Raw genomic sequence first — 12,025 nt, forward strand, 5'->3', positions numbered from 1 at the left:
CCGGCCGGCTGCCGGCGGCCGGCCGCCCCGGGCGCCCGTCCGGCCCGCCGGTCCGCAGGAAGCCGCGCTGCTTGCCGGCCACCAGCCAGGCGATCGGGCCGAGTGGCGGGAAGAGCAGCACGATGATCAGCCAGATCGGCTTCGGCAGGTACTTCACCTCGTCCTCGGGCGTGACCAGGCAGTCGATGAACGCCCACACCCACAGCGCGATCGGAAGGACGATGGTCAGAAGAATCCTCAGCACGGCTGCGATCTCCCCCCGGCGAGGGCGGTAGCGGCGGGCGCCTCCCGGGGCCCTTGACGCAAGCCAGGCTATCGGGTGGCGGATACTGACAGGCATGGCATACGACGATCTCCGCTCGTTTCTCCGGGCCCTCGACCGCGAGGGCGATCTCAAGCGCATCAAGGCGGAGGTGGACCCCCACCTGGAGATCGGCGAGATCGTCGATCGGGTACAGAAGGCCAAGGGCCCGGCGCTGCTGTTCGAGAACGTCAAGGGCTCGTCGATGCCGCTCGCGATGAACGTCTTCGGCACCGAACGGCGGCTCGCCAAGTCGCTCGGCCTCAAGGGTCCGGAGGACATCTCCGAGAAGATCGCCGGTCTGCTCAAGCCCGAACTGCCGCAGGGCTTCACCGGGTTCCGGGACGCCTTCGGCAAGCTCGCCTCGATGGCGCACGTCCCGCCCCGGCACGTGAAGCCCGGTGACGCCCCGGTCCAGGAGGTCGTGCTCACCGGCGACGACGTCAACCTGGACGAGCTGCCCGCGCTGTTCACCTGGCCGCTGGACGGCGGCTCCTTCTTCAACCTGGGCCTGACCCACACCAAGGACCCGGACACCGGTGTCCGCAACCTCGGCCTCTACCGGCTCCAGCGGCACGACCGCCGCACCATCGGGATGCACTGGCAGATCCACAAGGACAGCCGCAACCACTACGCCGTGGCGGCCAAGCGCGGTGAGCGCCTCCCGGTCGCGATCGCCTTCGGCTGCCCGCCGGCCGTCACCTACGCGGCCACCGCGCCGCTGCCCGGCGACATCGACGAGTACCTGTTCGCCGGCTTCGTCGCGGGCGAGCGGGTCCGGATGGTCGACTGCAAGACCGTCCCGCTGCAGGTCCCGGCCGACGCCGAGGTGGTCCTGGAGGGCTGGCTGGAGCCCGGCGAGATGCTCCCCGAGGGCCCGTTCGGCGACCACACCGGCTTCTACACCCCGCAGGAGCCGTTCCCGGCGCTGACGATCGACTGCGTGACGATGCGCCGCCGTCCGATCCTGCAGTCCATCGTGGTCGGCCGCCCGCCGACGGAGGACGGCCCGCTGGGCAAGTTCACCGAGCGGTTCTTCCTGCCGCTGCTGAAGATCATCATCCCGGACATCGTCGACTACGACCTGCCCGAGGCCGGCGGCTTCCACAACTGCGTGATCGTCTCGATCGACAAGAAGTACCCCAAGCACGCCCAGAAGACGATGCACGCGATCTGGGGCGCCCACATGATGTCGCTGACCAAGCTGATCATCGTGGTGGACTCCGACTGCGACGTCCACGACTACCAGGAAGTCGCCTGGCGGGCCTTCGGGAACGTCGACTACAGCCGCGACCTCACCGTGGTCGAAGGCCCGGTCGACCACCTCGACCACGCCTCCTACCAGCAGTTCTGGGGCGGCAAGGCGGGCATCGACGCCACCCGCAAGCTCCCCGAGGAGGGCTACACCCGGGACGGCGGCTGGCCGGAGATGGTCTCCTCGGACCCGGCCACCGCCGCACTGGTGACCCGACGTTGGAAGGAATACGGACTGTGAGCACGGCGGCCGTCGAAACCCCGGGGCGCACCAGGGCGTTCCTGCGCCTGGTGATGATCGAGCACTCGGTCTTCGCCCTGCCCTTCGCCTACATCGCCGCGCTGACCGCCATGTTCCTGGCGGACAAGCGGGTGCACTGGGGCCAGTTGTTCATCGTCACCGTCTGCATGGTCGGCCTGCGCACCTTCGCGATGGCCGCCAACCGGATCATCGACCGCGAGATCGACGCCCGGAACCCGCGCACCGCCGGGCGCGAACTCGTCACCGGCGCCGTCTCGTTGAGGACGGCGTACGCCGGCTCGGCGGTCGCCCTGGTGGTGTTCCTCGGCGCGGCAGCGATGCTCAACCCGCTCTGCCTGGCCCTCGCGCCGGTGGCCGTGGTGCCCATGGTCGTCTACCCGTACGGCAAGCGGTTCACCGACTTCCCGCAGGCGATCCTGGGCCTGGCCCAGGCGATGGGCCCGGTGGGCGCCTGGCTCGCGGTGACCGGCAGTTGGTCCTGGGAGGCCGTGGTCCTCGGTGCGGCGGTCGGCATCTGGATCGGCGGCTTCGACCTGATCTACGCCTGTCAGGACGTCGAGTCCGACCGGGAGCACGGGGTCGGCTCGCCGCCGGCCCGGTTCGGCGTCCCGGCCGCCATCCGGGGCGCGCGGGTCTGCCACGTCCTGACGACCCTGCTGCTCGGCTGGTTCGCGGTGCTCACCGACGCCGGCCCGGCGTTCTGGATCGGCCTGGCCGTCGTCGCGGGCGCCTTCGTCTACGAGCACACCATCGTGAAGCCGAACGACCTGTCGAGGCTCAACCGGGCGTTCTTCCAGACGAACAGCTTCGTCGGGGTCTCGCTGTTCTTCTTCGCCCTGGTCGACCTGGTCGTTCGCGGCCTCGGGATCTGACCGTCCGGATCCGACTCGCCCTGATCCGACGGCCCGGGACCTGACCGTCCCGGGCCGTCGGAACAGCGTGACGTGCTCCGCGGCCCGGGCGCGCGTCAGTTGTGCAGGAAGGCCTCCAGCGAGGAGGCGAGCGCCACCGGCGTCTCGTACATCGGGTAGTGCCCGCTGCCGTCGATCTCCTCCAACTCGGCGTTGGGGTAGTGCTCCAGCCAGGTCGCCCGCATGGCCTCGGCGGTCAGGGCGAGGTCGTGCGCGCCGACGATGACCTTCACCGGGACGGGGTTCCCGCTGATCCGGCGTTCCAGGTCGGCCGTCGTCCAGTCCCGGACGTACCCGTCGAAGGCCTCGGTGGTCGACAGCCGCAGGGACTGGTCGACCATCCGGTCCAGCCAGACCCGGCCGGCCCGCTGCCCGGTGACCAGGTCGAGGATCGCGTACCGCTTCTCCCGGTCCCCGGCGGCGCCGTAGAACAGCGCCTCGCCGGCCTCGTCCAGCGGGTACGCCCCGGCGGGCACCGGCGCCAGGCCGACCAGCTTGCGCACCCGCAGCGGCGCCTCGGCCAGGACCTGCTGGGCCGCCTTGCCGCCCATCGAGTGGCCGACCACGGAGAAGCGGTCCCAGCCGAGTTGGTCGGCGAGGGCGAGCGCGTCGGCGGCGATCTCGGCGAGGGTGTACGCGCCGGTCACGTCCTTGCGTTCGCCGTAGCCGCGGTAGTCGAGGAAGGCGTAGCTGAAGGCCCTGCCGTCGAGGTAGTCGAGGAAGGGGCCCCAGCCCGCGCTGGTGCCGAACCAGTCGTGCAGGACGAGGACGTGGTGGTCGCCGGTGCCGGTCACGCGGTGGGGGATCGTCATGCCGAGGGTCGTTCCCCGGAAAGCGCCCGCCCGAACGGCCGGTCCGCGTCCAGGAGTTCATCGCCGGGTGCGGCGCCGGGCGCCACCGCGGCCCCGCTCCGGGCGAGGCCGCGGTGGCCGGGCCGGTTCAGGCCGAGGGGCGTCGGGCGAAGTCCGGGGCGTGTTCCGGGCGGGGGCCGAGGGCGATCAGGCGGGAGAGGCCGAGCCGGACGGCGGGCACCCGGCGGGAGAGGGTGGCGAAGGCGGTGGGCGGTCCGGAGCGGCGGCCGGTCAGCACCGGGACGAACATCACCCCGTGCAGGACCCGTTGGAGCCGCTGCATGACCACGGTCGGCCACCAGCGGCGCCGCTGCACCCGGGCCAGGGCGGCGACGGTCGGCCGGCCGCGGCGCAGTGGTTCGGCGAGCAGGGTGGCGGCGGCCACGGCGTCCTGGATGGCGAGGTTGATGCCGACCCCGCCGGCCGGGGACATCGCGTGGGCGGCGTCGCCGATCAGCAGCAGCCCGTCGACGTACCAGCGGTCGAGCCGGTTGAGCTTGACGTCGAGCAGGTGGACGTCGTCCATCGCCGTCAACTGGTCGACCCGGTCGGCGTACTGCGGCATGATCCGGGCGATCCGGGCGCGGAAGCCCTCGACGCCCTCGGCGCGCAGCCGGGGGTCGGAGCCCTTGGAGTTGAAGTAGGCGATCTGGAAGTACTCGTCGCGGGTGATGCTGAGCGCCATCTCGCCGTCGCCGAAGCCGGGGATGAGGCTGGGCGGGGTGCTTTGCTCGTGGGCGTGCCGGGGGAGCCGGAACCACCAGACGTCGAAGGGCACCGGGTACTCCTCGGGCACCAGCCCGGCCTCCCGGCGCAGGGTGGAGTGCCGGCCGTCGGCGGCGACGGTGAGCGCGGCGCGCAGCTCGCCCTCCTCGCCGTCCCGGGTGCGGTAGCGGACGCCGACCACCCGGCCGCCCTCGCGGAGCAGCCCGGTCGCCTCGGTGTTCATCCGCACGGTGAAGGTGGGTTCCCGCCGCGCCTCCTCGACCAGGAAGTTGAGCAGGTCCCACTGCGGCATCATCGCGATGTAGTTGTACGGCGCGGGCAGCCGGTCGAAGGCGCTCAGGGTGACCTCGCCGACCCCGGGCACCGGCACCACCATGTTGCCGAGCCGGCTCTGCGGCAGGGCGGCGAACTTGCGGCCGAGGCCGAGCTCGTCCATCAGCCGCACGGTGGACGCGTGGACGGTGTCGCCGCGGAAGTCGCGCAGGAAGTCGCCGTGCTTCTCCAGCACGGTCACCTCGACCCCCGCGCGGGCCAGCATCAGGCCCAGCATCATTCCGGCCGGTCCGCCCCCGGAGACGATCACGCTCATGGCTCTCTCCCCTTCGTTCCTTCGCCGCTAGTGCTTGGAACTTGCTTATAGAGCGTCTCTGGAACCGTCTCAGGTGTCAAGTAGTACGATGTCTCACATGAACGATCTGGTGGCCGCCGCCCTCACGGCGGCGAAGGAACGGGGGCAGGACGTCGCGGACGTCCCGCTGACGGCGATCGCCTCGGCGGCCGGCATCTCGCGCAGCACCCTGCTGCGCCGGCTCGGCGGCTCCCGCGCCCCGCTGGACGAGGCGGTCCGGCGCACCGGCGTCGACCCGGGCGGACGACCGCCGGTACGGGACCGGGCAATCGAGGCGGCGGCCCACCTGGTCGCCGAACGGGGACTGGCCGGGGTGACCCTGGACGCCGTGGCCGACCGGGCCGGGTGCTCGCTGCCCAGCCTGCACACCGTCTTCGAGGGGCGGGACGGCCTCTTCGTCGCCGTCTTCCTCCAGTACGGCCCGCTGCCGGACCTGGAGGTGCTCGCCGCGGACCCGCCGGAGCGCCTGGAGGACACCGTCCGGGCGATCCACCACACCTTCGCCGCGGCCTTCGACGGCGAGCCGCGGGTCCTCCCGGCGGTCTTCGCCGACCTCTTCGGCCGCCCGGACGGCCCCGCCGCCCGGATGATGGCGGCCCACCTGCCGCGGATGTTCGACGGCCTCGCCCGGCTGCTGCTGCCGCACGTCGAGGCGGGCCGGCTGCGCCCGCTGCCACTCCCCGTGCTGGTCCAGCTGATGCTCGGCCCACTGCTCAACCACGTACTGTTCAGACCGGTGCTGGAGCCCGCCCTCGGCGCCGGGCTGCCGCCCCTGGAGGATGTGCTGGACCTGTTCGTCGAGGCCTACCTACGGGCGGTCGCCCTGCCCGGCCCCGGCCACCAGGGCCGCTGAGGAGACCGCGAGGAGAACCGTGATCGGCAAGCTGCAGTGCCTGGTCCTCGACTGTCCGGACCCGGGCCTGCTCGCCCGCTTCTATGCCGGGCTGCTCGGCGGTGAGGTCGACCGCCCGGACCCCCGCTGGTCGCTCGGCGCCGGCTGGTCCACCCTGCACCTGGACGACGGCACGGTGCTCTGCTTCCAGGCCGTCGCCGACCACCGTCCGCCCCGCTGGCCGAGCCCCGACCACCCCCAGCAGGCCCACCTGGACATCGACGTGCCGGACCTCGACGCCGCCGGGCCCGAGGTCCTCGCCCTCGGAGCGGTCCCCCTCCACGACGCCGGCGGCTGGCGCGTCTACGCGGACCCGGCGGGCCACCCCTTCTGCCTGATCCGCGGCTAGCAACGCGGGCCGCGGGTCGGTTCGACGGCTCCGACCCGCGGTTTCGCCGTCGGAGGTGCCGGTGCCTCAGTCCAGTACCAGCCGGTCGCCCAGGCGCAGCCGCCCCGGGGCGGCGACTTCGGCGAGGGCGTCGAGCCGGCCGTCGTGGGCGTGTACGAGCGCCTTGAGGATCTCGGGTGCGTGCGGCAGGCCCGGCTGCGGGGCGCCGGACATCGGGCAGCGTTCGCTGGAGCTGACGAAGGCGAGCCGGGCGCTGTCCGGGGTCTCGCCGTGGGCCCGGCGGCCGAGCCAGGTGTCCTCGACGAAGGGCGGGGTGCCGGGCGGGGTGCGCAGCACGATGTTGGGGCGGAAGCGGCGTTCGTCCACCACGGTGAAGGGGACGGCCTCGCGGACCCAGTCCAGGGTGGCGGTGGTGAGCACGCTGACCGGCAGCCGGTCGAAGTGCGGGACGGCGTCCTCGCGGGCGAGTTCGACGTCCGCGCGCTGGAGGTAGGCGCGCAGGAAGGCGGTCGGGTGGTCGACCGGGCGGCCGAGCGGGTCGAACAGTTCGGGGCCGTCGATCCGGCGGCCGAGGCGGGCGGAGAGCCGGAGCAGGCCGTCCATCCGGCGGAAGCGGCGGGTGTTCTTGCCGGAGCCGAGCTTGCCGGAGGCGTCACGGACGGCGTAGAGGCGGTCGCCGGCCAGGCCGCGCACGTCCACGTCGACGGAGTCGAGCCGCTCGCCGCCGGTGGACTTCACGGGGTAGCGCCAGAGTCGCTCGACCACTCCGATGATCTCAGCCATGGCCGGACAGCCTAGTGGCGCCACCGAGGTTGGTCTAGACCAAGTGCGGGCTCCGGCGGCGGCCGGTCAGCCCAGCCGGGCCACCGCCCGCACCGGAGCGCCGTCCGCCGCCACCAGCCGCAGCGGGAACAGCGAGACCTCCACCGGCCGGCCGGCCTCCTGCGCCGCCAGCAGTGCCCGCAGGTCGGTCAGGTTCTCGGCGATCACCCCGCCGCCGCTCGCCCCCAGCAGCACCCGGTGGGCGGCCAGCGTGGGCTCCTCGACGGGGTCGGGCCCGTCGTGCTCGTCGGTGAGGTCGGCGAGCAGCGCGGCCACCGCCGGGTCGTCCGGCCCCGGGTCGGGGGTGGGGTCCACGCTCAGCGCGTCCACACCGACCGTCCGAACCCCGGCGGCCACGATCGCCTCGGCGGCGGCCGTGGTCAGGCTGGGGTGGGCCAGGTAGGTGTCGGTGCCCCAGTGCCGGGCCCAGCCGGTGGCCAGCAGCAGGACGGTGCCCTCGCCGCAGCGCTCCAGCGCGGGCGCCAGCAGTTCGGGGGTGACGGCCGTCCGGGGCTCCAGCCCACGCAGGTCGGCGACCACGGCCGGGCCGGCGAACCGCTCCAGCGGCAGTCCGTCCAGGGTCGGCCAGGTGACGTCCACGTGGTACGGCGCGTCCACGTGCGTCCCGGACTGCGAGCCGAGGTGCAGGGCCAGCACGTTCACCCCGGCGGTGGCGGTGGTGAGCGCGGGCTCCAGCAGGACGGCCGGATCGCCGGGGTAGACCGGCATCGCGGTGGTCACCTGATGGGTGAGGTCGACGAGGGTCGCTGCCATGCGCCCATCCTCCCAGGGGGAGCGCGTTCCCGGACCCGGTTGTGCCGTGCCCGGGGCGAACCCGCAGGTGGAGCCGGGACAGAATTGACCCATGGGAACTGCGAAGCGTCAGCCGTGGGTGGTCGGGGTCTCGGGAGCGTCGGGGACGCCGTACGCGGCCTCGGTGATCCGGGCGCTGCTCGCCGCCGGTGAGGCGGTGGACCTGATCGTCAGTCGGGCCGCCCGGCTCACCATCCTGGACGAGACCGGCATCTCCTTCCGGGACGCCCACTGGCGCACCGACCTCGCGCGGTGGCTGGGGACGGCGGAGGGCCTGGACGACGTCCGCTACTGGTCCGCCGGGGACTTCGCGGCCGGCCCGTCCAGCGGCTCGTACCCCGCCAAGGGCATGCTGGTGGTGCCCGCGACCACCGGCGCGGTGGCCGGGATCGCGCTCGGCCTGAGCAAGGACCTGCTGCAGCGGGTGGCCAGCGTCACCCTCAAGGAGCGCCGTCCGCTCGTCGTCTGCGTGCGCGAGACACCACTCAACGGGGTGACGTTGAAGCACTTGCTGGAGCTCGACACACAGGGCGCCGTCGTGCTGCCCGCTTCGCCCGGCTTCTACGCGGGCGGCTCCACCGTGCGCGAGCTCGTGGACTTCGTGGCCGGCCGGGTGCTGGACGCGGTCGACGTGCCGCACTCCCTGTACCTGCGCTGGGAGGGCGAGTTGGGCGCGGCGGCCCGCAAGCCGGGCGGCGGGGACGCCGCTCGGGCTGAGGGGGAGTAAGGCGGCCGAGGGCGGGAGAGTATCTTCTCTGCGATATCCGGGTCGGTCAGCGCATGGCGCCTTGGAATCCGGATAATGATCTGTGGGTCTGGCGAGGTTCGGAAGGACGCGGACGGTATATGGACACGGTGGACAGACAGCTCATCCAGGCGCTCCGGGAGAACGGCCGTGCGTCCTACGCCGAGCTGGGCCGGCTGGTCGGACTCTCCGGCCCGAGCGTCACGGACCGCATCAACCGCCTGGAGCAGGCCGGTGTGATCACCGGCTACCGGGCGACGGTCAACCCGGCCTCGCTCGGCTTCGGCGTCACGGCCCTGATCGGCCTTCAGCTCACGGACGCGGCCGACCACGAGGACGTCGCGTTCCGGCTGAAGGACCTCAACGAGGTCGAGGACTGCTGGTTCATCGCGGGTGACGACTCCTACATGCTCAAGGTCCGGGTGGCCGACGTGGCCGGCCTGGAGTCGGTGGTGAAGCGGATCTCGGGCACCAAGGGTGTGGCCCGCACCCGCACCACCGTCGTACTCTCCACGAAGTGGGAGAACCGGGTGAGCGAACTACCCCCCGTAGGAGAGTGACGACATGGCACTGGTCGGTCTGGAGGAGCTGCGCGCGGCCCGGCAGCGGATCGCGGGAGTGGCCGTGCGCACCCCGCTGGTCCCCGCCCCCTGGGCGGCCGAGGGCGAGCGGCGACTCTGGTTGAAGCCGGAGAACCTCCAGCCGACCGGGGCCTTCAAGACCCGCGGCGCCTACAACCGGCTGGCCGCGCTCACCGCGGACGAGCGGGCCCGCGGCGTGGTCGCCCAGTCCAGCGGCAACCACGCGCAGGCGGTCGCCTACGCGGCGCAGCTGCTGGGCATCAAGGCCGTGATCGTGATGCCGGACACCTCGCCGACGGTGAAGGTGGAGGCCACCCGCTCGTACGGCGCCGAGGTGATCCTCGTCCCGCCGGGGGAGCGGGACACCCTGCCGGGCGAGCTGGCCGAGCGGCACGGCTTCGTCTGGGTGCCGCCGTACGACGACCCGTTCATCATCGCGGGCCAGGGCACGGTCGGCCTGGAGATCGCCGAGGACGCCCCGGCCGAACTGGACACCGTCCTGGTGCCGGTCAGCGGCGGCGGCCTGATCGGCGGGACGGCGGCCGCGCTCAAGCTCACCCGCCCGGACATCCGGGTGGTCGGCGTGGAGCCGGAGCTGGCCGCCGACGCGCAGGCGAGCCTGCGCTCCGGGCGCCGGGTGGAGTGGCCGGTCGCCGACACCTACCGCACCATCGCGGACGGGCTGCGCACCCCTGCGGTCGGCGTGCTGCCGTACGAGCACATCACCACCTACGTGGACGACATCGTCACCGTCACGGAGGACGAGATCCGCGCCACCGTCGCCCTGCTGGCCCGCCGCGGCCGGCTGGTCGCCGAGCCCTCCGGCGCGGTCGCCCCGGCCGCCTACTTCCACCGCGCCGCCGAGACCGGTGGCCGGGCGGTGGCCGCCGTGGTCAGCGGCGGCAACATCGACCCGGGTCTGCTCGCCGAGCTGCTGTCCGCCCGCCCCGAGCCGAAGGCCGCGCCGGTGCCGAAAGCGACGAGCGACTAGCGACGGAGGAGCGCCGGAGCGTGGGGGCACCTCCCGGCCGCCAGGCCGGAGGAGAACGTCGGCACCGGGCAGAGCGGTCCGGAGGCGAGCAGGCGAGTGACGTAACCTCATTCCGGCAAGGAATCGAATGTCGGAGGAGGCGGTCACCGCATGGACGCAGGGCTCAAGCGCGAGCTGGAGGCGAAGGTCTACGCGGGTGAGCGGCTGACCCGCGAGGACGGGATCGCGCTCTACGAGAGCGACGACCTGGCCTGGCTGGGCGGGCTGGCCCACCATGTGCGGACGCGCAAGAACGGTGACGTCGTCCACTTCAACGTCAACCGCCACCTCAACATGACGAACGTGTGCAGCGCGTCCTGCGCGTACTGCTCGTTCCAGCGCAAGCCGGGCGAGAAGGACGCCTACACGATGCGCATCGAGGAGGCCGTCCGGCTCGCCAAGGCGATGGAGAGCGAGTCGCTCACCGAGCTGCACATCGTCAACGGCCTGCACCCGACCCTGCCGTGGCGCTACTACCCGCGCTCGCTGCGGGAGCTGAAGGCCGCGCTGCCGAACGTCTCGCTGAAGGCCTTCACCGCCACCGAGATCCACTGGTTCGAGAAGATCAGCGGCCTGTCCGCCGACGAGATCCTGGACGAGCTGATCGACGCCGGCCTGGAGTCGCTGACCGGCGGCGGCGCGGAGATCTTCGACTGGGAGGTCCGCCAGCACATCGTCGACCACGACACCCACTGGGAGGACTGGTCGCGGATCCACCGCCTCGCCCACGCCAAGGGCCTCAAGACGCCCTGCACCATGCTCTACGGCCACATCGAGGAGCCCCGCCACCGGGTCGACCACGTGCTGCGGCTGCGCGAGCTGCAGGACGAGACGGGCGGCTTCCAGGTCTTCATCCCGCTGCGCTACCAGCACGACTTCCACGACTCCAAGGACGGCGTCGTGCGCAACAAGCTGATGGCCCGTACCGAGATGGCCACCGGCGCCGAGGCGCTGAAGACCTTCGCGGTCTCCCGGCTGCTCTTCGACAACGTCCCGCACGTCAAGGTCTTCTGGGTGATGCACGGCGTCACCACCGCCCAGCTGGCGCTCAGCCACGGCGCGGACGACATGGACGGCTCGGTGGTCGAGTACAAGATCACCCATGACGCGGACAACTTCGGCACCCCGAACAAGCTGGGCCGCGAGGACCTGCTCGGCCTGATCCGGGACGCCGGCTTCCGCCCGATGGAGCGCAACACCCGCTACGAGGTCATCCGCGAGTACGACGGCCCGGACCTGACGCGCCGCGAGACCCCGCAGGCAATGCGCCTCTGACCTGCGCACTTCCCGCCGCCCGGACCGCACCCGCGGTCCGGGCGGCGGCGTCTTCACGGCTCCCGCACGTGCCCCGGGTTTACCAACGGGTAGGACGTTTGGCAGGATCGACAGCATGTCCGGTTCCCATCGCGCCACCGAGTACCCGCCGTACGAGCCGATGCAGGAGCCGGTGTACGGGGTGCCGCAGCAGTCGCACGAGGCGCCGTACAGCGTGTACGAGCCCTACCCGCAGCCCGTCCCGCAGTCCGTCCCGCAGGGCGGCTACAGCGAGTACCGGCAGACGGCTGACGGGTACTTCGAGGCGTACGACCAGCCGTTCCAGCCGTACGGGGTCGAGCCGGACCAGGGCTACCAGGAGCCGGCCCGTCAGGAGCAGGCCTACGCGCACCAGGCCTACGAGCAGCAGGCCTACGGGCAGGCGTACGCGCAGCAGGAGTACGAGCAGCCGGTCCACGAGCAGCTCGCCCCGGTCGTCCCCCTCGCCTCCGTGACCCCCGCCGCCGCCCCCGCCCCGGGCGGCCGGGCCGCCGCCCGGGGCCGGCGGCGCAAGGCGAAGCAGAAGCGCCACGGCAAGGCCGTGAT

Annotated in this window: 13 protein-coding genes and 1 pseudogene; 9 read left to right on the forward strand and 5 right to left on the reverse strand. The window is 72.5% G+C overall.

What is annotated here, in order from left to right:
• The coding region (locus tag BG452_RS19465) for a PLD nuclease N-terminal domain-containing protein (RefSeq protein ID WP_317621133.1) at positions 1-244 on the reverse strand (244 nt) is incomplete at its 3' end.
• Between the two features lie 94 nt (positions 245-338).
• Between BG452_RS19465 and BG452_RS19470 the strand changes: the two genes are divergently transcribed.
• A complete protein-coding gene (locus tag BG452_RS19470) occupies positions 339-1,796 on the forward strand; it encodes a menaquinone biosynthesis decarboxylase (protein WP_188305616.1) in 1,458 nt (485 codons plus the stop codon).
• Positions 1,784-2,689, forward strand: a complete 906-nt coding sequence (gene mqnP, locus BG452_RS19475) for a menaquinone biosynthesis prenyltransferase MqnP (protein WP_188305626.1) — start codon at positions 1,784-1,786, stop codon at positions 2,687-2,689. The genes BG452_RS19470 and mqnP overlap by 13 nt, the downstream gene beginning before the upstream one ends.
• A 95-nt stretch (positions 2,690-2,784) precedes the next feature.
• Here the strand turns inward: mqnP and BG452_RS19480 are convergent, their stop codons facing one another.
• Positions 2,785-3,540: an alpha/beta fold hydrolase gene (locus tag BG452_RS19480; RefSeq protein ID WP_188305617.1), complete on the reverse strand. Its 756-nt coding sequence runs from the start codon at positions 3,538-3,540 to the stop codon at positions 2,785-2,787.
• Between the two features lie 127 nt (positions 3,541-3,667).
• Entirely contained in the window at positions 3,668-4,894 is a 1,227-nt protein-coding gene (locus BG452_RS19485; protein ID WP_188305618.1) for an FAD-dependent oxidoreductase, read from the reverse strand.
• A gap of 97 nt (positions 4,895-4,991) precedes the next feature.
• Here BG452_RS19485 and BG452_RS19490 point away from each other — a divergent pair, with 97 nt between their 5' ends.
• Together BG452_RS19490 and BG452_RS19495 are read left to right on the forward strand one after the other, a co-directional pair.
• Positions 4,992-5,786, forward strand: coding sequence for a TetR/AcrR family transcriptional regulator (locus BG452_RS19490; protein WP_188305619.1), 795 nt, complete (start codon positions 4,992-4,994; stop codon positions 5,784-5,786).
• 19 nt (positions 5,787-5,805) lie between these two features.
• The gene (locus BG452_RS19495) at positions 5,806-6,174 is read left to right on the forward strand and encodes a VOC family protein (protein ID WP_188305620.1); all 369 of its coding nucleotides are present in this window, start codon (positions 5,806-5,808) and stop codon (positions 6,172-6,174) included.
• Between the two features lie 66 nt (positions 6,175-6,240).
• On the opposite strand, the gene BG452_RS19500 is transcribed toward BG452_RS19495, so the two are convergent.
• Entirely contained in the window at positions 6,241-6,957 is a 717-nt protein-coding gene (locus BG452_RS19500; RefSeq protein ID WP_188305621.1) for an MOSC domain-containing protein, read from the reverse strand.
• 66 nt (positions 6,958-7,023) lie between these two features.
• The gene (locus tag BG452_RS19505) at positions 7,024-7,770 is read right to left on the reverse strand and encodes a cyclase family protein (RefSeq protein WP_188305622.1); all 747 of its coding nucleotides are present in this window, start codon (positions 7,768-7,770) and stop codon (positions 7,024-7,026) included.
• A gap of 91 nt (positions 7,771-7,861) precedes the next feature.
• On the opposite strand from BG452_RS19505, the gene BG452_RS19510 reads away from it, so the two are divergent.
• The 5 genes and pseudogenes from BG452_RS19510 to BG452_RS19530 all read left to right on the forward strand — a co-directional run.
• On the forward strand, positions 7,862-8,536 hold the full coding sequence (locus BG452_RS19510; protein ID WP_188305623.1) for a UbiX family flavin prenyltransferase: 675 nt from the start codon (positions 7,862-7,864) through the stop codon (positions 8,534-8,536).
• A gap of 119 nt (positions 8,537-8,655) precedes the next feature.
• The gene (locus BG452_RS19515) at positions 8,656-9,114 is read left to right on the forward strand and encodes an Lrp/AsnC family transcriptional regulator (protein WP_030055719.1); all 459 of its coding nucleotides are present in this window, start codon (positions 8,656-8,658) and stop codon (positions 9,112-9,114) included.
• A 4-nt stretch (positions 9,115-9,118) separates the two neighbouring features.
• On the forward strand, positions 9,119-10,126 hold the full coding sequence (locus BG452_RS19520) for a threonine/serine dehydratase (protein WP_188305624.1): 1,008 nt from the start codon (positions 9,119-9,121) through the stop codon (positions 10,124-10,126).
• A 150-nt stretch (positions 10,127-10,276) separates the two neighbouring features.
• Complete coding sequence (gene mqnE / locus BG452_RS19525) at positions 10,277-11,440, forward strand: aminofutalosine synthase MqnE (protein ID WP_188305625.1); 1,164 nt, start codon at positions 10,277-10,279, stop codon at positions 11,438-11,440.
• 115 nt (positions 11,441-11,555) lie between these two features.
• Positions 11,556-12,025: pseudogene (locus BG452_RS19530) on the forward strand (hypothetical protein); the annotation flags it as partial.

The sequence above is a fragment of the Streptomyces sp. CBMA123 genome (assembly GCF_014596465.1).
Classification (GTDB): Bacteria; Actinomycetota; Actinomycetes; order Streptomycetales; family Streptomycetaceae; genus Kitasatospora.